Annotated in this window: 22 protein-coding genes and 1 pseudogene; 6 read left to right on the top strand and 17 right to left on the bottom strand. The window is 60.2% G+C overall.

The features are described from left to right. Positions 1-10 precede the first annotated feature (10 nt). From ACA060_RS02480 to motA, 3 genes are all read right to left on the bottom strand, one after another. The gene (locus ACA060_RS02480) at positions 11-280 is read right to left on the bottom strand and encodes a hypothetical protein (protein WP_497315203.1); all 270 of its coding nucleotides are present in this window, start codon (positions 278-280) and stop codon (positions 11-13) included. Positions 281-914: 634 nt separating this feature from the next. After that, a complete protein-coding gene (motB, locus tag ACA060_RS02475; protein WP_497315201.1) occupies positions 915-1,940 on the bottom strand; it encodes a flagellar motor protein MotB in 1,026 nt (341 codons plus the stop codon). 3 nt (positions 1,941-1,943) lie between these two features. Next, on the bottom strand, positions 1,944-2,795 hold the full coding sequence (motA, locus tag ACA060_RS02470; protein WP_109627692.1) for a flagellar motor stator protein MotA: 852 nt from the start codon (positions 2,793-2,795) through the stop codon (positions 1,944-1,946). 166 nt (positions 2,796-2,961) lie between these two features. On the opposite strand from motA, the gene ACA060_RS02465 reads away from it, so the two are divergent. The 3 genes from ACA060_RS02465 to asd are packed head-to-tail and all read left to right on the top strand — an operon-like array spanning position 2,962 to position 6,237. Further along, the gene (locus tag ACA060_RS02465) at positions 2,962-4,500 is read left to right on the top strand and encodes an HDOD domain-containing protein (protein WP_497315199.1); all 1,539 of its coding nucleotides are present in this window, start codon (positions 2,962-2,964) and stop codon (positions 4,498-4,500) included. A gap of 42 nt (positions 4,501-4,542) precedes the next feature. Next, complete coding sequence (locus ACA060_RS02460; protein ID WP_109627690.1) at positions 4,543-5,358, top strand: rhodanese-like domain-containing protein; 816 nt, start codon at positions 4,543-4,545, stop codon at positions 5,356-5,358. Between the two features lie 18 nt (positions 5,359-5,376). Continuing rightward, the gene (gene asd / locus ACA060_RS02455) at positions 5,377-6,237 is read left to right on the top strand and encodes an archaetidylserine decarboxylase (protein WP_497315197.1); all 861 of its coding nucleotides are present in this window, start codon (positions 5,377-5,379) and stop codon (positions 6,235-6,237) included. A 57-nt stretch (positions 6,238-6,294) separates the two neighbouring features. On the opposite strand, the gene ACA060_RS02450 is transcribed toward asd, so the two are convergent. Beyond that, on the bottom strand, positions 6,295-6,696 hold the full coding sequence (locus ACA060_RS02450) for a lectin OAA family protein (protein WP_094469425.1): 402 nt from the start codon (positions 6,694-6,696) through the stop codon (positions 6,295-6,297). 197 nt (positions 6,697-6,893) lie between these two features. Between ACA060_RS02450 and ACA060_RS02445 the strand changes: the two genes are divergently transcribed. Continuing rightward, entirely contained in the window at positions 6,894-8,672 is a 1,779-nt protein-coding gene (locus tag ACA060_RS02445) for a cyclic-di-GMP receptor FimW-related protein (RefSeq protein WP_497315195.1), read from the top strand. A 39-nt stretch (positions 8,673-8,711) separates the two neighbouring features. On the opposite strand, the gene serB is transcribed toward ACA060_RS02445, so the two are convergent. Then, on the bottom strand, positions 8,712-9,926 hold the full coding sequence (serB, locus tag ACA060_RS02440; RefSeq protein WP_497315193.1) for a phosphoserine phosphatase SerB: 1,215 nt from the start codon (positions 9,924-9,926) through the stop codon (positions 8,712-8,714). Between the two features lie 135 nt (positions 9,927-10,061). Between serB and ACA060_RS02435 the strand changes: the two genes are divergently transcribed. Next, positions 10,062-11,594 (top strand): AhpA/YtjB family protein, encoded by a 1,533-nt coding sequence (locus ACA060_RS02435; RefSeq protein WP_497315191.1) that lies wholly within the window; start codon positions 10,062-10,064, stop codon positions 11,592-11,594. A 236-nt stretch (positions 11,595-11,830) separates the two neighbouring features. On the opposite strand, the gene ACA060_RS02430 is transcribed toward ACA060_RS02435, so the two are convergent. The 11 genes and pseudogenes from ACA060_RS02430 to ACA060_RS02380 form a co-directional block, all read right to left on the bottom strand. Next, positions 11,831-12,544, bottom strand: coding sequence for a PqiC family protein (locus tag ACA060_RS02430; protein ID WP_497315190.1), 714 nt, complete (start codon positions 12,542-12,544; stop codon positions 11,831-11,833). A gap of 176 nt (positions 12,545-12,720) precedes the next feature. Next, positions 12,721-14,988: a DNA topoisomerase IV subunit A gene (gene parC, locus ACA060_RS02425; protein WP_109627685.1), complete on the bottom strand. Its 2,268-nt coding sequence runs from the start codon at positions 14,986-14,988 to the stop codon at positions 12,721-12,723. Positions 14,989-14,995: 7 nt separating this feature from the next. Further along, on the bottom strand, positions 14,996-15,520 hold the full coding sequence (locus ACA060_RS02420; RefSeq protein WP_497315188.1) for a retropepsin-like aspartic protease family protein: 525 nt from the start codon (positions 15,518-15,520) through the stop codon (positions 14,996-14,998). Beyond that, a complete protein-coding gene (locus ACA060_RS02415; RefSeq protein WP_109627683.1) occupies positions 15,517-16,506 on the bottom strand; it encodes an esterase-like activity of phytase family protein in 990 nt (329 codons plus the stop codon). Before ACA060_RS02415 ends, ACA060_RS02420 begins: the two co-directional genes overlap by 4 nt. After that, on the bottom strand, positions 16,506-18,410 hold the full coding sequence (gene parE / locus ACA060_RS02410; protein ID WP_253435498.1) for a DNA topoisomerase IV subunit B: 1,905 nt from the start codon (positions 18,408-18,410) through the stop codon (positions 16,506-16,508). The genes ACA060_RS02415 and parE overlap by 1 nt, the downstream gene beginning before the upstream one ends. A gap of 54 nt (positions 18,411-18,464) precedes the next feature. Continuing rightward, on the bottom strand, positions 18,465-19,073 hold the full coding sequence (locus ACA060_RS02405; RefSeq protein WP_497315185.1) for a YqiA/YcfP family alpha/beta fold hydrolase: 609 nt from the start codon (positions 19,071-19,073) through the stop codon (positions 18,465-18,467). A gap of 192 nt (positions 19,074-19,265) precedes the next feature. Continuing rightward, positions 19,266-19,484 (bottom strand): annotated as a pseudogene (locus ACA060_RS02400) (DUF6124 family protein); the annotation flags it as partial. A gap of 868 nt (positions 19,485-20,352) precedes the next feature. After that, on the bottom strand, positions 20,353-21,159 hold the full coding sequence (cpdA, locus tag ACA060_RS02395; RefSeq protein WP_497315183.1) for a 3',5'-cyclic-AMP phosphodiesterase: 807 nt from the start codon (positions 21,157-21,159) through the stop codon (positions 20,353-20,355). Positions 21,160-21,278: 119 nt separating this feature from the next. Then, positions 21,279-22,541: an FAD-dependent oxidoreductase gene (locus ACA060_RS02390; protein ID WP_497315181.1), complete on the bottom strand. Its 1,263-nt coding sequence runs from the start codon at positions 22,539-22,541 to the stop codon at positions 21,279-21,281. A 164-nt stretch (positions 22,542-22,705) separates the two neighbouring features. Continuing rightward, the gene (locus tag ACA060_RS02385) at positions 22,706-23,158 is read right to left on the bottom strand and encodes a DUF1249 domain-containing protein (RefSeq protein WP_008153350.1); all 453 of its coding nucleotides are present in this window, start codon (positions 23,156-23,158) and stop codon (positions 22,706-22,708) included. After that, positions 23,149-23,766 (bottom strand): NUDIX domain-containing protein, encoded by a 618-nt coding sequence (locus tag ACA060_RS02380; RefSeq protein ID WP_010464243.1) that lies wholly within the window; start codon positions 23,764-23,766, stop codon positions 23,149-23,151. The genes ACA060_RS02385 and ACA060_RS02380 overlap by 10 nt, the downstream gene beginning before the upstream one ends. Positions 23,767-23,994: 228 nt before the next feature. Here ACA060_RS02380 and ACA060_RS02375 point away from each other — a divergent pair, with 228 nt between their 5' ends. Further along, complete coding sequence (locus ACA060_RS02375) at positions 23,995-24,741, top strand: RsiV family protein (protein WP_109627678.1); 747 nt, start codon at positions 23,995-23,997, stop codon at positions 24,739-24,741. Here ACA060_RS02375 and cytX read toward each other — a convergent pair. After that, positions 24,710-26,002: a putative hydroxymethylpyrimidine transporter CytX gene (cytX, locus tag ACA060_RS02370; RefSeq protein WP_497315178.1), complete on the bottom strand. Its 1,293-nt coding sequence runs from the start codon at positions 26,000-26,002 to the stop codon at positions 24,710-24,712. The two genes, ACA060_RS02375 and cytX, sit on opposite strands and share 32 nt — an antisense overlap. Between the last annotated feature and the right edge of the window lie 115 nt (positions 26,003-26,117).

Below are 26,117 nucleotides of genomic sequence, written 5' to 3'. Positions count from 1 at the left end.
CTTTCTGGTTTCAGGGAGCTGCTTTTTCCAGCCTCCAGCCCAACGCATCCAAGGCGTCACACCCATCCTGCAACAATATATGCGCAGCATTGGCGAAATGCTCCAGGTCATGACCTTCGGCGTCTTTCACGCACAGGCACGTGACACTGTTGAGCAAGTTACGGGCGGCTTTGATTCGGTGAGTAGCGGTTTCCAGAAGGTCGGAAACCTTGGCTTCGGTGTCGATGAACAGCGTCGGTCCGACGCTGAAGTTGCCTTGGAGCGGTTGGTACTTAGCCATGGGTCAAAACTCCGGATAATTTCGAGAGATTCCATCTGTGGTTCGACCGGCTAAGATCGGCCACCGCGTTGGCAGCGACGGCGAAACTATAGGCAGATGCCTGCAAGTCTGAGAACCCCGCCACAAAATTTCAGACCGTTCCTACAACTTCTAATCTCACCAGCAAACCGGTTCCAACAGGAAAACACCCCCAGACAATCAGGTCGGCTATCAGGCCGCCTCGCGATGCTTTTGCGGTGCCCGCCCCCTCGTGAGGCCGAGTGGAGGTTCTGCGTAGTGGGCAACCCGGCATGGATGCCGGGTTAGCCGCCCCCGGCCATGGATGGCCGATGGCGGCGGGCCCACGGAGCAGGACCGGAGCGAGGGCATGCCGAGCCATAGCGAGGCACCGAACGTCAGGGGCAAGAGCCCTTGGTTACTTGGGGCTTTTCCAAGTGACTCGCTGTAAGAGCGAAACCATAGGCGGCCGTTACCGCAGAAATGGATATGTACACCGCCCTCCCCCCGTCGCCTGACACAAAGCCTTCGCGAGCAGGCTCGCTCCCACAGGGACCATGCCCACGCTAAAAATGCAGTGGTTTCCAAAGCCGCACAAAAAAGCCGACATCTCTGTCGGCTTGATTGTTGTGGGCCACTACTTCGCCGGTTCCACCGGTTTCGGTGCCGGGTCTTCGAAGATGTTCAATCGCTCGCGAAGCTCATGGGCCGGCAGCGGTTGTTTATCCGCCGGCAAGGCGTTCGGATCGACCGGCGTGGCCGGCACTTCGCCCGGACCGCCCTGCCCTTGCGTTGGCGCAGGTGCCGGTTCAGCGCCTTGCGAACCTTCGATGGCGCGTTGGGCTTTCTTGGTCAGCACCACAATGTCGATCCGGCGGTTGACCGGGTTGAACGGGTTATCGCGATCGAACAGCGCCGACGAGGCGTAACCGACCACCCGCGCCACTTGCTGGTCCGGATAACTGCCGGCGACCAGCGCGCGGCGGGCGGCGTTGGCACGGTTGGCCGAGAGCTCCCAGTTGCCGAAATCGCCGGTGCCCGCGTACGGTTTGGCATCGGTGTGGCCGCTGATGCTGATCTTGTTCGGCACCGCTTTGATGGTGTCGGCCATGGCCAGCAGGATGTCTTCGAAATACGGTTTCAGGCGCGCACTGCCGGAATCGAACATCGGCCGGTTTTCCGCGTCCATGATCTGGATGCGCAAGCCGTCCTGTGTGATTTCGAACTGGATCTGGTCCTTGAATTTTTGCAGCAGCGGGTTTTCATCGACCTTGTTCTGCAACTCTTGCAGCAACAGTTCCAAGCGCTCCTTCTCCACCTGCTCGGCCATGCCTTCGACCTGGTCGGTGTCGACGGTGACTCGGTCCGGCTGCGGCTGAGACTTCACCTCGGGGTTGAGGGTGTTCTCCGGTGCCAGGGTCGGGGAGCCGCCCAAATCGATGATGTACGGCGTGCCGCTTTCGGAAAAACCGACCGGGTCCTTGAAGTAACCGGCGATGGCGATCTTCTGTTCCGGCGTGGCGGTGGACAGCAGCCACAGCACCAGGAAAAACGCCATCATCGCCGTCGCGAAGTCCGCGAAGGCGATTTTCCAGGAGCCCCCGTGATGCCCGGCCGCGTATTTTTTTACGCGCTTGATGATTATCGGCTGGTTATTTTCCATGACTTAGCGACCGCGAACCGCTTGTTCCAGCTCAGCGAAGCTAGGACGGTGCGCCGGGTACAGAACCTTGCGGCCGAATTCCACCGCCAGCGATGGCGGCATGCCGGAAGCCGAAGCCACCAGCGAGGCCTTGATGGCTTCGTAGACGTTCAGTTCTTCCTTGGCATCGTGGGCCAGGGCATGGGCCAATGGGCCAAAGAAACCGTAGGCGGCGAGAATACCGAAGAAGGTACCCACCAGTGCCGCCCCCACGTGCAGGCCGATCATTTTCTGATCGCTTTCACCCAGGGAGGCCATGGTCACCACGATACCCAATACGGCCGCGACGATACCGAAGCCGGGCATGGCGTCGGCGATGCCGTTCACCGCATGGGAAGGATGATCCAAATCTTCCTTAAGGCTGGTCAGCTCCATGTCGAACAGGCCTTCGAGCTCGTGGGGAGCCATGTTGCCGGAGGACATGATGCGCAGGTAATCGCAGATGTACGCGGTCATGCGCTCATCTTTCAGGACCGCCGGGTACTTGGCGAAGATCGGGCTCGCGGCGGCGTCTTCAATGTCGCCTTCGATCGCCATCATGCCTTCGCGGCGGCTTTTGTTGAGGATCTCGTAGATCAAGCCCAGCACTTCCAGATAGAACGTGTGGTTGAAGCGCGAGCTGAACATTCCCAGGGCTTTCTTGAGAACGAGCTTGAACATGTGGCCAGGGTTGGCCTGCAGGAACGCACCGAGGGCCGCACCACCGATAATCATCACCTCGAAAGGTTGAATCAGGGCGGCAATCTTGCCGTGGGAGAGCACGTATCCGCCGAGCACGCTCGCGAATACGACGATGATGCCGATTATTTTAGCCATAGGTAGGAGAGCACTTACTGAGTCGGGTTCAAGGTCATATTCGGAAGTTAAAAAATCTCTTCTTCTACTTATCGGCAAAACTGCGCCAGACTATAGCCAGTTCAAGCGAAAAGCTAATTTAGCCCTCTCTGGGCATAGGTAATGCAGACGATGATCACGTCCAACCATGGCTAACGAAACGAACATACCAACCCCGAAACCGACCACGCTTGAAGGCTGGATAAAGCTTCTCGATGGCGTGCGCCTGCCGGTTCCACAAGACAGTCATGACCGCGTCTGCAAAGCCCTCGCCGACAACCGCAGCTCACTGCGCGACATCGCCGAATTATTGCAGGACAGCCCGGCCCTGGCCTTGAGTGTGATTCGCGAAGCCAACCGCCATACCCACGGCAGCATGACCGAGCCTGCTGAAAACCTTGAGGTGGCGATCAATCGCCTCGGGTTGAAACGCACCGAAGAATTGCTCGCCCGATTGCCTGTCCAACCTCAATCACAGATACCGGTGGCGTTGCGTCAGCTGCAGCTGATCAGCCAGCATGCGACGCAACAGGCCAACGGTTTTTTTGCCGGTCGCCTGGCGCGTCTGTGGCAGGACATCCATTGGGGCAGCCTGTTGTTTCTCTCGCCGCTGTGGCCGATGGCGTTGACTCATCCGCAATTGCTCGAAGAGTGGGAGCTGCGGGTCATTCATAAAGGCGAGTCAGCGCGCAAAGTCGAAAAGGATCTGTTCGGCGTTCGCCTGCTGGACATCTGCCAGGCGCTGGTGGATGTCTGGCGCCTGCCGATCTGGGTGCAGCAAGGTTATCGACTGCTGCTCAACGAGCAGCGCGAACTGGTGAAAGTCCTGCGCATTGCCCGCGACAGCGAGCACCCTCTGCGCCAGCAAAACCGTCTCGATGACGATCCGACCCTGCGTCGCTGGCTCAATCAGCCCGCCAATACCGTGCTGCTGGCCAACGGGCTGGCACTGTCGGCGCAACAGGCCTGGGACAGTCCGCACAGTGAGCGCTGGCAATACCTGACCAGCCTTTACCTGCAAATGCCGATGAGCGACGTGCAGCAGCAATTGCACCAACAGGCTGCCAACAGCGCACGCCAACATGCAATGCCGGACATCTGGCACCCCGCCGTCTCGCTGATCTGGCCATCGGGCATGAACCGCATTCACGCCGGTTTGCTGCCCGCTCCGGCGCCAACCGCCGAAGACCTGACGGCGTGGCGTAAACAATGTGCCGAACTGCTGGTCGAGCCGAGCCGCTTCACCAATGCGATGCACTTGACCACCTCGGCCCGGGACGCGCTGGTCGCCTGCGGCATGCGCCGGGTGATGATTTTGATGGCCGACCGCACCCACGCCAATTTGCGAGCGCATCAAACCGCCGGACTGGCGAAGGAAGCGGCGGGGTTGAACCTGGTGGTCAGTCAAAGCACTGTGCTGCAACGGTTGCTCTCGCAACAGGCCCAGGTACGACTGACCCCGGCCAACAACGCCCAGTTCTTGGCCTTGTTACCTGCCAGCCTGCGCGCGCAGTTTCGTGGTGAACACTTGCTGCTGCGCTCACTGGTCAATAATGGTCGGGTGATCATGGTTGTTGTAGCGGATCAGGGCGGCGGGCCCTTTTCGGAAATTACCGTGCAAGCCTTCGGCAAAACCGCGCAGTGCATTGAAAAGGCACTCCATAGCTTTAGCCTGCGCGGCCAATAAGGCTGCGCTACAATCCTCCCCTTTGTGCTCTGGAGACCTCACATGTCTGACTTCTCTGGCTTGGCGCTGGTCATCGAGCCGAGCGACTTGCTCCCTCGCCTTGAGTCCCGCGAACTGATTCTGGTGGACCTGACCAGCAGCGCCCGCTATGCCGAAGGGCATATTCCCGGTGCGCGCTTTGTCGACCCCAAGCGTACGCAACTCGGTCAGGCGCCTGCGCCAGGGCTGATGCCGCCGCAAGCGGCACTCGAAACGTTGTTCGGCGAGCTGGGCCATAACCCCGATGCGGTCTATGTGGTGTATGACGACGAAGGGGGCGGCTGGGCCGGGCGTTTCATCTGGCTGCTGGATGTCATCGGCCATAAAAAATACCACTACATCGACGGTGGCCTGACGTCCTGGCTGGCTGAAGGCATGCCCATGTCGATCCAGATCCCGGCGCCCGTTGGCGGCCCGGTTGCGTTGACCCTGCACGACGAACCGACCGCCACCCGCGAATACCTGCAAAGCCGTCTCGGCGCCGCTGACCTGGCGATCTGGGACGCGCGTGGCCCGCTGGAATACTCCGGCGAGAAAGTCCTGGCAGCCAAGGCCGGGCACATTCCCGGCGCGGTGAATTTCGAATGGACGGCCGGCATGGATCAGGCGCGCAACCTGCGCATCCGCACGGACATGCCGCAGATCCTCGAACAACTCGGTATCACCCAAGACAAAGAAATCATTACCCACTGCCAGACTCACCATCGCTCTGGCTTCACTTATCTGGTGGCCAAATCCCTCGGTTATCCGCGGGTCAAAGGCTACGCCGGTTCCTGGGGCGAATGGGGCAACCACCCCGACACGCCCGTAGAGATTTAAGGTTTTTAAGGACAGTTAATGAATAAGCGTCTGTTTATCCTCAGCCAATACCTGCTGCCTCACCACTTGCTCTCGCGACTGGCCGGCTGCATTGCCGAATGCCGCGTGCGCTGGTTCAAGAACGCCTTTACCGCCTGGTTCGCCAAGCGTTATCAGGTGGACATGTCCCAGGCGCTGGTCGAAGACCTGACGGCTTACGAGCACTTCAACGCGTTCTTCACCCGCGCATTGAAAGAAGGCGCTCGCCCGCTCGATGAAACCCCGGGCGCGATCCTCAGCCCGGCCGACGGCGCAGTCAGCCAGCTCGGCCCGATCGAACACGGTCGCGTGTTCCAGGCCAAGGGCCACAGCTTCAGCGTCCTGGAATTGCTGGGCGGTGACGCGGCCAACGCCGCACCGTTCATGGGCGGCGACTTCGCGACGATTTACCTGTCGCCGAAAGACTACCACCGCGTACACATGCCGCTGGCCGGCACCCTGCGCGAGATGGTCTACATCCCGGGCCGGATTTTCTCGGTCAACCAGACCACCGCCGAAAACGTGCCGGAACTGTTCGCTCGCAACGAGCGTGTGGCGTGCATTTTCGACACCGAGCGCGGGCCGATGGCCGTGGTATTGGTGGGCGCGATGATCGTAGCGTCGATTGAAACCGTGTGGGCCGGGCTGGTAACGCCGCCGAAACGCGAGCTGAAAACCTTCCGTTACGACGAAGCCGCCCGCGCGCCGATCCATCTGGAAAAAGGTGCGGAACTGGGTCGCTTCAAGCTGGGTTCGACCGCTGTCGTGCTGTTCGGGCCGGGCCAGGTGAAATGGGCTGAAGGGCTCGGCGCCCTGTCGCCCGTGCAGATGGGCCAGGCGCTGGGCCTGCCAAACGCCTGATCTGGCTAATCCGCCCCGTCGAACGTCTTCGAAGGGGCGGACATTTCGGTAGCGCCATTACTCTATCTGTCCACGAAAGCCGATTGGCCCTTCGTTGGCGTAGGTATTGGTGCCACTGAGGTTTTTCCCTCCATCATTGGAGGTGACGCTCAACGCGACAACGTTCTGATTATCACGGCCGCCGATGACCCACTTGCCACCCGGATGCCATGGAGCGTCGTTGCCGCCCCACTGATTTTCCACGTTGTACTGGTTCTGGCCCGTGCGCTGAGCCTTGAAGCCAATGGGACCTTCACCCGCGTAAGTCATGGTGCCGGTGAAGCTCTTCCCGCCATCGCCCGATTTGATCTCGATCGCGACCACGTTCTGGTTGTCCCGCGCACCTAACGTCCAGTCTCCGCCCGGATGCCAGGGTGCCGAACTACCGCCCCATTGATTTGCCACTACGTATCTAGACATGAACCTCATCTCCTTGAAGTTACAAGAGACCTGCCCTGCACAGGCAGCAGGCCGTACGACCGTGCGTATCCAGTCGCACGTGTGTCAGATTAGTAGTAGGCACGAGCGGGACGAGGCTGACAGACAAACGGTCGACATCCGTAGGTGCTACAGTCAGGTCATTCACTGCCCATTTCCCGGCTGGAGTTTTCCACGGCATGAATGAGACCAGTCCTCACCTGCTGCTACGTGCGCCGATCCCGACGCAGCTGCGCCTGACATTCTGTGAGCCGACGCCACGCGACCTCAAGCGCTGGATCGCCAACCTGCCCAAAGCCAACATCGGCGAAACCGCCCGCCTGCTCTACCAGGGCTTGAGCGAACTCAACCAACTGCTCACCCCCAGCGACAATCGCCTGCAACTGCTCGAACTGCTGCGACCCGAGGTGTATTACGTCTGCAAACACCTGGAACGGCATTTCCTGCATCAGGCGATTGTGCTCGACGAGCGTTCGCGCAAGATCGCCAACCTCTGCCAGGCCCTGCAAAGTCACTTGGCGATTGGCTACAAACAGATCGTCGTACGCATCACCCCGCGCTTCAGCAAGGATCGAGCCTCGTTGCTTACCCAAGCGCTGCAGCGGGCGATCCATTGCCTCAACGGCCCGCTGATTCGCTCGACTCAACTGTATTGCCCGGTGCCGGAAGGCCTGTGGCTGGAGCTGCATCAGCTGTATCGGATCGCTTGCGCACATAAACTCCAGCACCTGAGCCTGCGCGATGAACTGGCCAGCCAGACGCAAACCCTGAGCATCGAACAGACGTACGTGACCGCCCTGCTGCTGGGCGCCTCACGCTGCAATCAGCTGCGCCAGAACCAGATCGCCCGGCTCGCCGAGGTACTGGAGCCCTGGAGCCGATGGATCAAGTTGCAGCCCGGCCAGCCCGCTGACGGATTGTTTGCCGTCGCGCCGGACCTCGACACCGGTCCGCGCTATCGTTCGAAATTCAGGACCGAGCAGCAGGACTGTTTGCTGGGGATTGATCCGCAGCCACTGGTCGCCGCCATCGAAGCGCATTTGCAAGGCGCTGTCGGCACACCGCCGCTGCCCGTGCCGTCCGGGCTCAGCCTGGATACGCTGCAACACCTGCACGCCGCCTGGGGACAGGCGGCCGAGCGCAGTTTTCAACGCACCGTCGGCCACGGCACCTTGACCCTGTGCGTGGGCATGAGCGCGCTGCACTTCTATCTGGGCGGGGAGCGTTCGTTCAGCGATATTCTGAAAAACCCCGGCACCCGGATCGCGCAGTTCTCGGCAACGTCTCCGACAGGGCGGGAAAGCGATCAATGGAGCAAGGCGTTCGACGCGGCGCCCCACGCCACCGCCGATGCCTTGCTGCCCTACGAAGAAATCGAATACCCGCACCTTCAGAACGACGACAGCAATGAAGCGGCTGATAGCAATCGGCATTTTCCAACGTACGCGCTGCCGGTCATCAACCACAGCCCCGGCGGTTATTGCCTGGCGTGGCCCAACGCAGTGCCCGCGGAGTTGCAGGCTGGCGAGATGGTCGGCATCCAGGATTCTGTCAATCTGGGCTGGAGTATTGCGGTGGTGCGCTGGATTCGTCAGGTGCGGGGCGGTGGTACGCAAATGGGGATCGAACAGGTCGCGCCGTACGCGGAGCCTTGCGGACTGCAACTGGTGCGAACGCGGGACGATCATAGTCAGTATTTACGTGGCCTGTTACTGCCGGAAATCAGCGCCATCGACCTGCCCGCCACGCTACTCGCCCCGCGCCTGCCCTTTCAGGAAGGCAACAAAGTGCTGATCAACACCAACGGCCAGGAACGCCGCGCCGGGCTGGATCGGCGGGTGGCAAGCACCAACAGCTTTAATCAGTTTGCTTATCGCTCGCTGGAGGCAAGCAGAAACGACAACGCCGCAGGGAGCGGCGCTGAGGAGGATTTTGATTCGTTGTGGAAGTCGCTTTGAAGGTGAATCCAATACCTGTGGCGAGGGCCCAGTCAGGCTTCAGAGCTGCCCGTCACGATCCCGAAAGCCCAGCAGATAAAGCACGCCATCCAGCCCGAGGGTGGAAATCGCCTGCTTCGCCGATTGCTTCACCAACGGTTTGGCCCGGAACGCCACGCCCAACCCGGCAATCGCCAGCATCGGCAAATCGTTGGCACCGTCACCGACCGCAATGGTCTGCTCCAGGCGCAAACCTTCCTTGTGCGCCAATTCCTTCAGCAGATCCGCCTTGCGTTGCGCATCGACAATCGGCTCGACCGCCACGCCAGTGACCTTGCCGTCGACCACTTCCAGTTCGTTGGCAAACACGTAATCGATACCCAGCTTGGCCTGCAATTGCTTGGCGAAGTAGGTGAAGCCGCCCGACAGGATTGCGGTCTTGTAGCCCTGGCGTTTGAGCTCGGCGAACAGGGTTTCAGCGCCCTCAGTCAGACGCAACGAAGCACCGATCGAGTCCAGCACGCTGACGTCCAGCCCCTTGAGCAAAGCCAGGCGTTCCTTGAAGCTCGCGCGAAAATCCAGTTCCCCGGCCATTGCCCGCTCGGTGATTTCCGAAACCTGATCGCCCACGCCGGCCGCCTTGGCCAGTTCGTCGATCACTTCGGCTTCGATCAGCGTCGAGTCCATGTCGAATACCGCCAAGCGACGGTTACGGCGGAACAGCGAATCTTCCTGGAAGGCGATGTCGACGTTCAGTTCCTGGGCGACGCTGAGGAATTCGGCCCGCAACGCTTGCGGATCAGCCGCTTCGCCGCGCACGGAAAACTCGATGCAGCCCTTGCCCTTGTCGGCCGGGGTGTCCAATGGCATGCGCCCGGACAAACGATCGATGTGATCGATGTTCAGGCCATATTTTGCGGTAATGGAGCTCACGGCCTGCAATTGCCCGGCGGTCACTTTGCGGGTCAATAGCGTCACGATGTGGCGCTTTTTGCCTTGGTTGCCCACCCACTGCTGGTAATCCTCTTCGGAAACCGGGGTGAACCGCACTTGTTGATCGAGCTCGTAACCCTTGAACAGGATGTCCTTGAGCACCGACTTGCCTTGCTCGGTATCAGGAATTTCAACCAGGATGCCGAACGACAAGGTGTCGTGGATCACCGCCTGACCGATGTCGAGAATGTTCACACCACCCTGGGCCAGAACGCCGGTAATGGCCGCAGTCAGACCCGGTCGGTCGACTCCCGTGATGTTTATCAGGACGATTTCGCGCAAGGCGCACCCCCGCAAGTGGAAAAAAACCGCATTCTACCCACTTTCAGTGACCATCGGGCACCGTGAGCGCTTTGCCGGTCTAGGGCCTGTCGCTATACTGCGCGTCAACTTCACGGACAAAAGAGCCGAGCTCAAGTGAACCGGCCCACGCCAGTAAAAACCGATAACTTCTTTCTGCTGATCTTCCGTGCACTGCGCCACCGCCGTGTACCGATTGCATTGCGCATCGCCAGCCATAACGTGATCCTGGTCGCTCTGGCCCTGGTGATCTACGCCTGTGTGATGGGTTTGCAGTTCAAGCAGGCCATGCACGAGCAGGCCGATGCGCTGGGCGAAAGCCTGACCACGCAGACCGCCACCTCCGCCACGGAGCTGTTGGTGTCCAACGACATCCTCAGCCTCAACGTGCTGCTCAACAACCTGACCAAAAACAAGCTGGTGGCCCATGCCGCCATCTACAGCGTGGATAACCGCATCCTCGCCGAAGCCGGTCAACGCCCCAAGCACAGTCTGTTGGGCGAAGCCGAGGGCATGTACCAGAGCAAGATCACCTTCCAGGACGTGACCGCCGGGCAACTGCGCATCAGTCTGGACATGGATCAGTTCCAGCAGCCGATGACCATCAGCCTGCAAAGCATGGGCATTTTGAGTGCAATCCTGCTAGCCCTGTCCCTGGCCTTGAGCCTGCGCCTGGGTCGGCACATCTCCACGCCGCTGCTGCAACTGCGGGTGTGGCTGCGCAATATCGACGAATACACCCCGGCCACCGAGCGCCAGGACGAGATCGGCGACCTGGCCCGTCAGCTGCACGCCAACTTCGCGCCGGAGCCGGCCGAGCCGGAACCTGTGCCGGAGCCGGAATACGACGAAAGCGACTACGAAGAGGCCGACGATAACGAGCCGACCTTCGAAGTGCGCAACCTGCGGGATCCGAGTTTCGATGAAAGCAAGCCGGTGGCCGGCCTCAAGCCTGCACCGCGGCGCAGTGTCAGCACCGTTGAAGACGACGATGACGATGATGCGTTTGCCGACTTGCGCGATGAGTCGGCCGACGTTGCGCCTAAACCGGTCGCAAAACCGGTGATCTCGAACGTGCCACAACACAGCGCCGTCCTGGCCGTGCAACTGGGCGCTCAGGATCAGCTGCGTCGTCTGCCTCGCACCCGCCTGGAAGAATTGCTGAAACGCTATCGCGATTGCCTCGATCAGGCGGCTTCGCTCTATCAGAGCGAACTGCACACCCTGAACGATGGCAGCACGCTGATGCTGTTCCACACCGAAGACAGCGGCGACGATTACCTGACTAACGCGATCTGCTGCGGTGAGTTGCTGCGAGCCTTGGGCCATCAGTTGCAGATCGAAGTCGCGGACAGTGGCATCACTCTGCAATTGCAGCTGGGCCTGACGCTGGGCGACGAGTTGTTCGGTCTGAGCCAGATCGACCTGCTGCTGACCGAAGCCGCTCAGGATGCCTTAGCCCTTTCGCAACACAGCCGCAACCTGCTGCTGGTGGAGCGCAAGATCAGTGACGACGCGCTGATTCGTCAGCGTGCGCGGATTCGCCCGATTGCGAGTCCTGAGGGCGCGTGTTGTGTGGAGCGGTTGATGGAGCCTTATCCGTCGATGCTGGAGCGGCAACTGGCGCGGATGCATGAGCGTCGGGCGTAAGCCTTAGCCCCTGATGTAAAGAGAAGCCCGCAGATGATCACTCGTCTGCGGGCTTTTTTATTGCTTGTCCCGGCCCCATCGCCAGCAGGCTGGCTCCCACATTGGATCTGTGGCGTCCACATGTCCCCTGTGGGAGCCAGCCTGCTGGCGATGGGGCCGGGACAGGCAATGGAGATCAACCTGCAGAAACAACAAAGCCCGCATCTCTGCGGGCTTTGCGTGGAATCAATCCAGGCTTAGAACCTGAACACTTCCATATCCGTCCGGATCGGCGAAGCCATTGGGATCTTCGGCTGTTTCTCTTGCTCGGCCGCGGGTGCAACAGGCTTCGGAGCAGGCTTCTTCGGCGCTTCTGCAATCGGCGGCTGATTAGCCAGCGGCTTGAGCGCCACCGACAACTGCTCGGCCAGACGCTGGAGCAAAACGCCCTGAGCCTGAACCTGGGCGGCCGTGCCGCCTGCATGCTGTTCCTGCAGGTGAATGATGCGGTTATCGCGAACTTGACCACGACGATCGATCAGACGCCATTGCGCATCGAGGATCGCCGGCTGCGATTCGCCCGAGTCCAGGCGAGTAATCGTCAGCAGCACCTGAACATCCGGTGTGAAGCCCAATGTTGCCGGTGCCAGCACCACGCGCTGGCTGTCCAGATGGCCCGCTACCTGACGCAGCAACAGCTGATCGATGTCGGAAGACAGGCTCCCCGCCCAACGACCGTCCTGCGATGCTTGAAGGCTGCCATCGGGTTGTCGCTGCAACAGGGTTTCGCGCTGCAGGTAATCCGCAACCGTTACCGGGCCCAGCAAAACCGCCATACCCGCACTTTGCGCAGGCTGAGCCGGACTTCCGCTGTCCAGCTGATACAGCGACACCGGTTGGTGAACGCTGCAACCCGCCAGGCCAAGAACGCCGGCGAGCATCAAAATAAAAGGAAGGCGCAGAGCAGTCATCGTCCCATCCAGGTGGTTGCCACAAGGCTCACCACAGTGAAAATACTCAATAAATATGAAGAACGCTCGGCCACGCCGGCGCTTGAAAGGCCATATCATCCGTGAATATGCGTTCCGACTCCAGCGCCAAAGCGTCGATCTACGCGTTAAATCGTAGATCGAGCGCTCTAGGACGCTTAATTGAGGTTTTCGACGAGCAGCGCATCGACCCGCTGGAAGCCACGTGGCAGTTTGTTACCACGACGTCCACGCTCACCTTTGTAGTGTTCGAGGTCGTCCGCTTTCAGCGACAACGTACGTTTTCCGGCCTGAAGCACCAAGGTGGCGCCATCCGGCAGTACGGCGATGTCCGTGACATATTCTTCGCGACTGGCCACACGCTCACCGTTGATCCCGATGATCTTGTTGCCTTTGCCCTTACCTAATTGTGGCAGATCACTGATCTTGAAGATCAGCAGGCGACCTTCGGTGGTCACCGAGGCCAGCCAGTTATTCTCGCGATCCGTTACCGGACGCGGAAGGATGACCTTCGAGTTGTTCGGCAAGCTCAACAGCGCCTTGCCGGCCTTGTTCTTGGCTTGCAGGTCTTCACCCTTGACCACGAAGCCGTAACCGGCGTCGGAGGCGATCACGTACAGCGAATCGTCTTCCGGCATCAGCACGCATTCAAAAGTCGCCCCTGGCGGCGGCGTAAGACGGCCGGTCAACGGCTCGCCCTGGCCACGGGCCGATGGCAACGTGTGCGCGGCCACCGAATAACTGCGACCGGTGGAGTCGATAAACACCGCAAACTGGTTTGAACGACCCGGCGCCAGCGCCTTGAATCCGTCCCCGGCCTTGTAGGAAAGCCCGGTGGCGTCGATCTCGTGGCCTTTGGCGGAACGGACCCAGCCTTTTTCCGACAGCACGACGGTGACTTTCTCGTTCGGCAGCAGATCGTGCTCGGTCAAGGCCTTGGCTTCGGTGCGCTCGACGATTGGCGAGCGACGGTCGTCGCCATAGGTCTCGGCGTCCTTGATCAGCTCGGTGCGCACCAGTTTTTTCAGCTTGGCTTCGCTGCCCAGCAGGGCTTGCAGCTTGGCTTGTTCCTTGAGCAGTTCATCCTGCTCGGTGCGCAGCTTCATTTCTTCCAGTCGCGCCAACTGACGCAAACGGGTGTCGAGGATGTAGTCGGCCTGGATTTCGCTCAGGGCGAAACGCTCGATCAGCGCGGCTTTCGGGTGCTCCTCGGTGCGGATGATGTGGATCACTTCATCCAGGTTGAGGTAGGCAATCAACAAACCGTCCAACAGGTGCAAGCGACGCTCGACCTTGTCGAGGCGAAATTGCAGACGACGACGTACGGTCTGAACCCGGAATTCCAGCCACTCGACCAGCAGCGCACGCAGGTTTTTCAGCTGGGGCTTGCCGTCAAGACCAATGATGTTGATGTTGACCCGGTAGCTCGACTCCAGCTCGGTGCTGGCGAACAGGTGCTGCATCAGCGCATCGTGGTCGAAGTTCTTCCGCGCGCCCGGAATGATCACGATCCTGCACGGGTTCTCGTGGTCGGATTCGTCGCGCAGGTCAGCGATCTGCGGAGCCTTGGACGGTTTGGCCTGCATCATCGCAGCAATCTGCTCCAGCACCTTGGCACCGGACACCTGATGCGGCAGCGCGGTGACGATGATGTCGCCGTCTTCGATGTGGTACACGGCGCGCATGCGCACCGAACCCTTGCCGGTTTCGTACATCTTCAGCAGATCGGCGCGGGGCGTGATGATTTCCGCTTCGGTCGGGTAATCCGGACCCTGGATGTGCTCGCAGAGCTGTTCGACCGTGGCTTTGGGCTCATCGAGCAAACGCACGCAAGCGGTCGCGACTTCGCGCAGGTTGTGCGGCGGAACGTCGGTGGCCATGCCCACGGCGATGCCGGTGGTGCCGTTAAGCAGGATGTTCGGCAAACGTGCCGGCAACACCAGCGGCTCGTCGAGCGTGCCGTCGAAGTTCGGGCCCCAGTCCGCCGTGCCCTGGCCCAGTTCGCTGAGCAGTACTTCGGAATAACGCGACAGCCGCGCCTCGGTGTAACGCATGGCGGCGAAGGACTTGGGATCATCCGGCGCACCCCAGTTACCCTGACCGTCGACCAGCGTGTAGCGGTAGCTGAAAGGCTGGGCCATCAGGACCATGGCTTCGTAGCAGGCCGAATCGCCGTGCGGGTGGAATTTACCGAGCACGTCACCGACGGTACGCGCCGATTTCTTGTGCTTGGAATCGGCGTCCAGCCCCAACTCGCTCATCGCATAGATGATGCGCCGCTGTACCGGTTTCAGGCCGTCGCCGATATGCGGCAAGGCACGGTCCATGATCACGTACATGGAGTAGTTGAGGTAGGCATTTTCGGTGAAGTCAGCCAATGACCGGCGTTCTACACCGTCCAGGCTGAGATCAAGGGAGTCGCTCATGCGGGCCTCATCGGTTCGTTGTCTGGCGCAGCAGCATGGTGCCACCGCGCTGGGTAAATTCAAGTTTGTTCAGCGCGCTCATACCGAGCAGCACTTGCTTGCCATCCAGGCCTGGCACGACGATGGCGCGCACATCACGCAGCACAATGTCGCCCAGTTGCAGCCGGTCGACGCGGGTTCGATAACCCTCGGTGCGACCGTTGGCGGTGCTCAGGGTCACCCCGAAGCCTTTTTCCAGTTTGAACCGTTCGGCCATGTCCGCCGGGATGGCCACATCGGTTGCCCCGGTATCGACCATGAAATCCACCGGCTGGCCGTTGATCTGGCCGCTGGCGACGAAGTGCCCCTGGGTGTTGCTGGCCAGTTTCACTTCAATAAAACCGTCGCCCTGTTCCGAGCTGACGACCACATTGGGATTTTGCTGCCGATCTTCCCACTGCCCGAAAAACCGTGTCGCCAGAAACAGCGCCGCGCACCAGGCCAGCACCATGAACACCCGTCCGGCGCGCTTTCCCGGCGTTTGCTGGCTCACGGCTTGGCACTCCAGCCACCTTCAGGCGCGGCGAAGCGCCAGACCACCGGGCGAACCTCGCCATCGGCGCGTGCATCGTTGTTGTTGTCGGTGCCGACCCAGGCACCCTCGGCATCGACAATCAACGCTTCAGTCAGGCCAAACGGATTTTGGTAGCGCCGGTGTTCCTGCAAGGCTTCATCGGCAAACGACCAGCAGCGCTCGACCTTGGCCGTCACCGGGTCGCGGCGGCAGATCTGGTAAGCGTTGCGCTCAAGGGTAAACAGCTTGCCGTTGAACAGCGATACATCGGCGAAGTCCCGAGTAACGGCTTTGGCCCGTGGAAACTGTGCCGGCTGCATTTCTTTCCCCGCCTCGCTCAGCAGCACGCAGCCACCGTCGCAATCCCACACCGTCTGTTTGCGCTTGATCAGCAGCAAGCCACGGCTTTGACGCTCGGCGGCGAGCCACATTTGATCGCCCGCCGGATTGATTGCCAGGCCCTCAAAGAGTCCATTGAATTGCAACAGCATGCCGCTGGCCCGCGCTTCGCGAACCAGCATGGGCGAGATTTTCAGCCAGGACGAAGGCCCAACAGGCGGCACTTGCAGGACCGCGGCATGGGACTCGCTGACGATGTAGCGATTACCGGCGCTGTCGCAGGTGATGCCTTCAAAGTCCAGGTCGCCGCCCCGTACAAACGCCGCGACCCAGGCCCGGGAGCGCAAGCCCCAGGGCAAACCGCTGTCCGGCACCGGAGGAACGCCGATGCCCACGGTTTCGGCCTGCCAGACCGTGTCGCGGGTATCAAGGCGGTAGATCTGATCATCATCGCGATCGGAGATCGTCCACAGGTCCTTGCCGCACTGGGCCAGCCCCGACAGGTTGCCGCCGCGCATGCCGTCGACGGGATGCTCGGACAACAGGCGCAACTCCGGTGCCGGTTCGGCAAGCGCCGAAACGGAGGTCAGGAGTAACGCACACGCCAGGGCAAAGCCAACCCGCATCAGCCAAGAACCTCGGCGAGGTTGCCTTTGGATTCCAGCCAGGATTTGCGGTCACCGGCGCGCTTCTTCGCCAGCAGCATGTCCATCATTTCCGAGGTTGCTTCGAAATCGTCCAGCGTCAACTGCACCAGACGCCGAGTGTTCGGGTCCATGGTGGTTTCGCGCAGCTGCGGCGGGTTCATTTCACCCAGGCCTTTGAATCGGGTGACCTGCGGCTTACCGCGTTTCTTCTCGGCCACCAGGCGATCGAGAATGCCATCGCGCTCGGCTTCGTCCAGGGCGTAGTAAATTTCTTTGCCCAGGTCGATGCGGTACAGCGGCGGCATCGCGACGTAGACGTGACCGGCATCCACCAGCGGACGGAAATGCTGGACGAACAAGGCGCAGAGCAAGGTTGCGATGTGCAGACCGTCGGAGTCGGCGTCGGCGAGGATGCAGATTTTTCCGTAGCGCAGCTGGCTCATGTCCGCCGCGCCCGGATCGACACCGATGGCCACCGCAATGTTGTGCACTTCCTGGCTGGCCAACACTTCGCTGCCGTCGACTTCCCAGGTGTTCAGAATCTTGCCGCGCAACGGCAGGATCGCCTGAAACTCTTTGTCCCGCGCTTGTTTGGCGGAACCGCCGGCGGAATCACCTTCCACCAGAAACAGCTCGGAACGCATCGGGTCCTGCCCGGCGCAGTCGGCAAGTTTGCCCGGCAGCGCCGGCCCGGCAGTGATGCGCTTGCGCTCGACCTTCTTGCTGGCCTTGAGACGACGGCCGGCGTTGTTGATCGCCAGTTCCGCCAGCAGCATGCCGGTTTCCGGGTGAGCGTTGAGCCACAGGCTGAACGCATCCTTGACCACACCGGACACGAAGGCCGCTGCTTCGCGGGACGACAGACGCTCTTTGGTCTGGCCGGAGAACTGCGGCTCCTGCATTTTCATCGACAGGACAAAGGCGATGCGTTCCCAGACGTCTTCCGGCGCCAGCTTCACGCCGCGAGGCAGCAGGCTGCGGAATTCGCAGAATTCGCGCATGGCGTCGAGCAAGCCCTGGCGCAAGCCGTTGACGTGAGTACCGCCCTGGGCCGTCGGGATCAGGTTGACGTAGCTTTCCTGCACGCTGTCACCACCTTCCGGCAACCACAGCAGCGCCCAGTCGACCGCTTCCTTGTTACCGGCCAGGCTGCCGCAGAACGGCTCGTCCGGCAGGCGCTCGAATTCGCTGACCGCGTCGACCAGATAGGAGCGCAGACCGTCTTCGTAATGCCATTCGACTTTCTCGCCGGTGGCCTTGTCTTCAAAACTGACCAGCAGCCCCGGGCACAGAACGGCCTTGGCCTTGAGCACGTGCTTGAGGCGGCTGATGGAAAATTTCGGTGAATCGAAGTATTTCGGGTCCGGTGCGAAGAATACGCTGGTGCCGGTGTTGCGCTTGCCGACGGTGCCGACCACTTCCAGCTCGGTTTTCTTGTAACCGTCACCGAACGTCATCTGGTATTCGTTGCCGTCACGCTTCACACGCACCCGGACTTCGGTCGACAAGGCGTTGACCACCGAAATACCCACCCCGTGCAACCCGCCGGAGAACTGGTAGTTCTTGTTGGAAAACTTGCCACCCGCATGAAGCTTGGTGAGGATCAGCTCGACGCCCGACACACCCTCTTCCGGGTGAATGTCCACCGGCATGCCACGGCCGTCATCGCTGACTTCCAAGGAGTGATCGGCGTGCAGGATGACCTGCACCGACGTCGCGTGCCCGGCCAAGGCTTCGTCGACGCTGTTGTCGATGACTTCCTGGGCGAGGTGGTTCGGCCGACTGGTGTCGGTGTACATGCCGGGGCGTTTACGCACCGGGTCGAGGCCCGAGAGGACTTCGATGGCGTCTGCGTTATAAGAGCTAGCGCTGGGAGTGGCCATGGGGTCTCGTCGTCCGCCTGTATAAAAAGTGTTCTGTGAAAAAGAGGCGAGCATTCACAGTGCTGTGAAATCGATCGCCTGGTACAAATCTGCGCCGATACCGGCAAAACTCAGCATTGCCGGCAGTTGTGCGGCAAAACCCTGGAAACTATGGTCGCCGCCGGCCTGGATACGCAAGGCACAGGCGCGGTAATACTGCTGGGCGAGGCGATAGTCCAGCGTTTCGTCGCCGGTCTGCAACCACACCTGATACCGCTGCGGATCCTGGGGCGCCGGCACTTCCAGCTCGGCCAGGGCCGTCACATGGTCGTGGGTCAATTCCCAGGCCTCATCGGTATACAGGTTTTTCTGCGTCCCCAGATACCCGTCGAACATCCGGTGCGGACTGACGGCAGGGTTGATCAACAGGGCCTTGAGGCCATGGCGCTCGGCCAAGTGAGTCGCATAGTAGCCGCCGAGTGAGCTGCCGACCAGCAGTGGCCGCCCCAGCTCTTCAATCGCCTTGTCCAGCTGACCGATGGCCTCACGCGGATGGTGATGCAGGGCCGGGACACGCAATTGATCGCTCAAGCCCAGCCGCTCCATCACTTGCATCAACTGCGTGGCCTTTTTAGACGCCGGCGCGCTGTTGAAACCGTGGATATAAAGGATCGAACCAGACATTTGAGCTCCCTGTGCGTCGGGTAAAGAGGCGCAGTTTACAGGGAGTCGAGGGGATCGGGATATGCATGGGGGGCATGGGTGTCTGGACGGACGCCTTCGCGAGCAAGCCCGCTCCCACAGTGGATCTGCGTCGCCCACACATTCCCTGCAAGAGCGAGCCTGCTCGCGAAGAACGATGACTCGGTCTGACAGTTATGTCGGATCGACATTATCCAGCGCCCGATTCACCGCCAGTTCGGCCAGCATGACCAACTGCTGAATCGCCATCGCCGTATGCCGGTCAGGCCCAAGCAGGCGCGCCGCAAAATCGCTGGCCATGACACTCGCCGAAGCCAGTGACTCACAGGAATGGGCCAATAGGCTTTCTGTGTCCATGTCGGGGACGATCATGTACATCGTGCTGGGTTTGCGGGCGGGGGGATTGGGGGTTGGTTTGAACATGGTGACACCTCAGTTCATTGATATGGAGCCCCCCCCAATTGCCGCGATGCAATGTAAGGGTGGCAGCTGTACGCGGGTTCGCGGACCGAGAACTGAGCATCGGCATACCCGAAGGTATCCCACGCACAGCCGCCATGACACAAAACGACAGACACCCGAAAGTGCTGCTGAAAAGCGCGGCGATTATGCCTCAGTTCATAGGGCCGCGAAGCCCGATCGCTGAATGTGTCAGCGACAGGGAAAAGGCTAGAGAAGCCACGTCTGACGGGCAACCTGAAAACTTCGTGGGAAGGTTCTGAAATTTTTGCTGACCATTAAACAGCGTCGTCAGTGAGGCCGTCTTCGCGAGCAGGCTCGCTCCCACAGGGAATCTTGTACATCAGCAAGATATTGGTCGGCTGTCAGGCCGCCATCGCTGGCAGGCCAGCTCCCACAATGGACCGGCGTATACGCTTCGCTTTTCACCACTCATCAGGCCGAGCGTTAGCTCGCCTGCAGCTTTTGATCTTGATCCACCCGCCCCTTTCGGGAGGCTGAGTGGAGGTGTTCATCCGGGGAGTGGCGCGTAGCGCCGTTCGACGCAGTCGAACACGCTGCATGTAGGTCGTCGCGAAGCAGACCGGAGGGCAGTGTCCCCGGATGGATACCGGAGCGAAGGAACGCCGAGCCTAAGCGAGGGGCCGGACGTTTGGGGCGAGCCTTTTTGGGTACTTTTTTGGCGTTTGAAAAAAGTGCCTCGCCGTAAGGGCGAAACCGCCAGCAACCGTTACCGCAGAAATGGATATGTACCCGATCAACCACAACCTGGTCGGCCCGAAGGCCGCCAAGTCCACAACCGTCAGTAACCGTTGGAGCCGTAGTCGACCTGAAAATCGAACCCGGTGACACGCTCAACGCCAGTTTCCAACCGCCCATCAGGCAAAAGCCGCAACCACCGATACCCCGGAGCCTGCTCCCCAACCTTGAAATCCTCACTCCCCGGCTCAAACTGAATGCACGTCGAAGGCGAAGCAATCAACCGCACCCCATTGCGCTCCTGATCAACCTCCTGATGCACATGCCCCCACAAAACAGCACGCACCTGCGGAAAGCGATCCAGCACCGCAAACAAGGCCTCAGGATTACGCAACCCGATCGGCTCCATCCACAAGCAGCCGATCGACACCGGATGATGGTGAAAACACACCAGATGATGCCGCTCCGGCGCCTCACTCAACGAACGCGCCAGCAACTGCAACTGCTCATCCTGCAAATACCCTGGCACCGACCCCGGCACCGCCGAATCCAGCAAAGTGACCCGCCAGTTACCGACATCCACCACCGGCTCCAGCAACGCGCTTTGCACCGCCGCCTCGGCCATGATCCGCGGCTCATCGTGATTACCGGGAATCCAGCGCGCCGGCGCATCGAGCTGACGGGTCAGGTCACGAAACAACTGATAAGACTCCAGCGTCCCGTCCTGAGACAAATCACCGCTGGCAACGATCAAATCAATCTGCGGCTGCTGAACGCGCACCAGCTCAATGACCTTTTGCAGGCTGTCCCGTGTATTCATGCCCAGCAACGTCCCGTCCGCTTCGGCAAACAGATGGCTGTCAGAGAGCTGCACCAGCAAAACCGGGGCATCAGCGGGAAGATCAGGCATGCTCGGCACAATGTTCGTCAGATAAAAGTAGGTGGATTATGGTGGCAGGCCAGCGTATCGGCAAACCGGAGACGCGGGAGAGTTCACACATATGACACTTTATTTTTTGCCGTCTGTCATCAACACGCGTCTTTCTGTCCACGCAACAGTGAGTACGTTTGCAAGTTACAGGTGCTCTCCTCGCCGGCTCCGGGTTTGTGCTGGATTTCCCGGCGCGCGATGTCCAGAACGCCCTCCTCCACATACCTGAATCCGTTCTGATCGATACACCGTTGATTGGCAATCAGGGCCAGTACCTCGTCAGCAGCATTGAACACGTTGCTGACCTTGCCCGGAAAAACGTAAATCACGCCGTCCTGCTCGAACGTAATGGCGCTGCGGAACTCGGACCGGGTTTTCAGTTTCGCCAGCACGGCCCCCTTCCAGCCGGTGTAGTGGAAGCGCTGGAGAAAACCGGGCCAGAATCGACACATCTGAGCCTCGGTCAATGCCTTGACCGTCGACTCGATGAAGTCTTCGGTCAGTTCTTCAAGCAGCGCATCTGCCTCCCTGGCCGTGGAGAACGAGCCCATGATGGTGTAGCTGCCATGCGTAAGAATGTAGTCGGCGGGATAAGGTTCATGGGTCGTGACGGCGGGCATCAGGCACGGAAACCATCCGTCCATCACGATAAATGAAAGCGGTTTTTCACTCGGCTGTTGGTCTTCGTAGCACAGCGCGAGGCAAGGCTGGTAAACCACCTCCACATCAAACGGGAAATCCCGTTCAAAGAAGGCAGGAAGCAACGATTGGAACCCCGTCGTGTTGATCACCAGATCAAACGCCAGGCAACTCCCGTCATCCCTGTATACGAGGCTCTGGCCTGCGCTACGGATGATTTTCTCGACACTGAAACCCGTCTGCACCTCAACGCCCGCCGCAGCCAGTTTGTCGCGGAAAAAGCGGCGAAGTCGATCGCCCAATACCACGCTCGGCTCATCGAGATTGAACGCGGCTTCCAGTGCCTCCAAGCCATTGGCACTCATGTCCACTTCGCGACACTCGGGGGATTCATGGCACACCTTGGCAAAGGTGTCGTTGCTCACCTTGGAGCGCAAACCCAGCGCATCCGTCGTGCCTTGCGCATAGATCGCAGACTCGTGAGCGACCACCAACTCGGGATACGCCGCACAGAAACGATCAAACGCCTCCAGGCAACTGTCCCTTGTGGTCTTCGAGCGAGGGTAATGTGGCCCCTTGTGCAAGCGGATCCCGAAGTCGCCGGAAACGCCCTGAAAAATGTCCGGGTGCTTCTCCAGCAATACGACTTGATGGCCCGCGCTCATCAATTCCAGTGCACAGTGGGAACCGTTCCAGCCAGCCCCGACAATCCCGATTTTCATACACCCATTCCCCTGACTAGCGCCTCGCGATGTGCGATGGACGTAGCCGCTAGAGGAAAGAGTCAGGGGTTAATTACAGGTGCTACAAAACTCGGAGACCATTCCCACAATGCATGCGGAATACTCCTACAGAAGTCAAAAACAAGACTGTCAGGCATGAACGATTAACGAACGACGGCGTACTCATGCCCACACGCCAGACAATGGCTCAGCCATTCACCCAGGAACATGTTCAACTGGGCCTTTTCATCCGGCTGATGCATTGAGGCATTCGGGTAAGGATAGATGCCGCGAAAGCGTCGTGCATGTTCGGCGCTGACCACTTCGGCCATGCACGCATCGTGATAGACCTGCACTTCCAGTTGCGGCACCGGCAACCACGGCAGGCTGTGTTCCTGGCGCACTTGCAAGGTCGTGGTGTACGGGCAGACTTGCAGTACTTCGAGGGCTAGTACGCCAAGCATCTGGTCACCGTGGGTCACGGCAATGCGCCGAGCCTCCGGTTCGTTGCGCATGTCCGGCAGCAGTCGCATCAGGCGCGCGTAGTTGGCCTCGCAAGAGGCTTGCAGCCCCACAAGATCCACCCTGTACCGATCGCGCAACTTGTTTACGACCATAGCCCCCTCACTTCAGCGCGGTTCAAGGCCAACCATTGCAAGGCAATGATGCTTGGCGCGTTGGCAATTCGTCCGTCGCGTACGGCCTGCAGGGCATCTTCGAACGCCCAGACCGTGACGCGGATATCTTCAGCTTCTTCCTCCAGCCCATGCAGGCCGCCGACTCCGGTGCTGTCGCAACGCCCCAGGTACAAGTGCACAAATTCGTTGCTGCCGCCCGGCGATGGAAAGTATTTGGTCATCGGCCAGAGCGCCCCGAACACAAGCCCAGCTTCCTCCTGCGCTTCGCGGTGAGCAACTTCTTCCGGTACTTCATCCTTGTCGATCAGACCGGCGACCAGCTCGATCAGCCACGGGTTGTCGGTCTTGCCCATGGCGCCGACGCGAAACTGCTCGATCAGCACCACTTCATCGCGCTGCGGATCGTACGGCAGCACGCACACCGCATCATGGCGAACAAACACTTCACGATTGATCTCGCGACTCATGCCACCGGCAAACAACTCGTGGCGCAAGTGCACACGATCGAGCTTGTAGAAGCCCTCGTAGCACTTTTCGCGCCGAACGATATCAACGGCGGTCGGAATGGCGTTGGCAAAATCAGTCATGACAATCCTCGTTTACTGCAAATCCGTGAGGAGGTTGCTTTTTGTTACTTGCAACCTCGACTTCGCGCCATCCTAACGCGCTCGCGCCGTTTGATGCAGCCCCTTTCCGTCAGCGAGATAGACGGTGAGGGCGAAACCAACTCTAATTAGCTTAGTGGCGAACTGACTGCTTCGTTGAGAGTCGAAGCGGATAACTTTTTGCCTTTCCCTGTTTTATGAAGGACGCCCATGTCGCTTTTTAAAATCGCCTCCGTGGCCGCAATCGCCCTGACCCTGGGCGCCTGCCAGAGCTTGTTCCAACCCAACTACCGGGCGCCGCTGGAAACCACCCGCGACGCCACCGAAACACTGAAACCGGGTTGCACGACACCTGAATGCCCACTGGTGAATATCGATACGCTACGCTTCCCGGACGAGCCTCAACTGGACGGCATTATCGAAAAACGCCTGCTGCAAATGACCCGCACCTCGCCCGACGCCCCTGCGGCACCGACGCTGGCGGCCTATCGCGATGAGTTTTTGCGTACCGCCGGCCCACGCAACAGCAGCTACCTGCAAGCCAAGGTACGTGAGCAGCATGACGGCTTGGTGATCGTCGAATTTTCCAGTTACCTGGACACCGGCGGCGCGCATGGCACACCGGGCCGCAGTTTCATCAACTATTCGCGCCAGCAGCATAAAGTGCTGACCTTGTCCGACATGTTGGTGCCAGGGCAGGAAGAGGCGTTCTGGAAAGCCGCGCAAGTGGCGCACAACAGCTGGCTGATCAGCACCAAGCTCGATCAGGAACCGGAGTTCCTGAAGGAATGGCATTTCCAGAAAACCCAGAACGTGGCGCTGACCTACGGCGGGGTGATCCTCAAGTACGAAACCAGCACCATCGCGCCTTACGCGCTGGGCCACGTCGAACTGAAGATCCCCTACCCACGCCTGAATGGCATTCTCAAGCCCGAGCTGTTTCCCGGCCGAAACTGAAGGCCCGGCCCAGCACCAGCTGGAGCAACCCTGCCAGAATCAACGACGGCAGGGTTGCGCCGATGTCCGGATACAGATTCGCCAGCAAGTGATAAGTGCTCACCCCGCCCAACCAGGCGAGCAGCGCCGGCCAGCGCAATGCGGCTGACGCCACCTGAGCACTGCGTTTGCGCAGGATGAAGTGATCCACCAGCACCACGCCGAACAGCGGCGCGAACACCGAACCGATCAACAACAGAAAGTTCTGGTACTGGGCCAACGGCGCCAGGCACGCGATCAGAGTGCAGATCACACCAATCGCCAATGCCAGATGCTCGACTTTCAAGCGCAACAGAATCCCGCTGGAAACCGCCGCCGAATGAATATCGGCGAAGGCGTTTTCCGACTCGTCCAGCAGAATCAGCAGCAGCGGAATCCCCAGGCCGGCACCGGCCAATGCCAACAGCAAGGCATTCACTTCACCGCTCGGCGCGAACGCCAGGGTGTAAGCCACGCCAAGGCTCATCAGCCAGAAGTTACCGATAAAGAAACCAATCGCCGTGCCGCCGAAGACGTTTTTCGCACGCTTGCCGAAACGCGAGTAGTCGGCAATCAGCGGCAGCCACGACAACGGCATGGCGATGGCAATGTCGAAGCCCACGGCGAACGGCATCGAACCGTCACCGGCCCGCGCCCACAACGCAGCCAGATCGGCTTTGGCGAACAGGTTCCAGGTCAGCCAGATGCACGCGGCCAGCAGCAGCCAGATGCCCCACTTGCGCAAGATCTGACGGACGAATGTCAACGGACCGCTCACAGCCAGCAAAGTCGCCAGACCACCGAAGAACAGAGTCCAGAGCAGCGGATTCGACAGCAGGCTGCCTTCGCTGAACGCACGGGCGCCGAGCAGGCTGGCCGCGTCGCGCATCACGATGATTTCGAACGAGCCCCAACCGATCAGTTGCAGCAGGTTCAGCACGGCCGGCAGGCTCGCGCCACGTTTGCCGAGGCTGAGTTTGAGTGCGGCCATCGACGACAGGCCGGTGTCGCTACCGATCACGCCGACAGCGGCCAGCAGCAGAACGCCGACCAGCGTGCCGAGGAAAATCGCCAGCAACGAACCGGACAGGCCCAGACCTGGCGCGAGCAAGGCACCGGTCTGCAGCACCATCAGGCCGATGCCGAGGGAGAACCACAGGGAAAACAGATCGCGACCGCCGAAGACACGTTTGTCGGTCGGCACCGCAATGTCAGGGGAATAAGTGCTGGGTTGAATGCTCAAGGGTGTTATCTCAGAGGGACATTTGTTGTTTTTTGGATCTCTATCGCCAGCAGGCTGGCTCCCACATTGGACTTGTGGTGTTCACAAGTCCCCTGTGGGAGCCAGCCTGCTGGCG

This window comes from Pseudomonas sp. LBUM1671, assembly GCF_059695685.1.
This window is presented reverse-complemented; position numbering and strand designations above follow the sequence as displayed.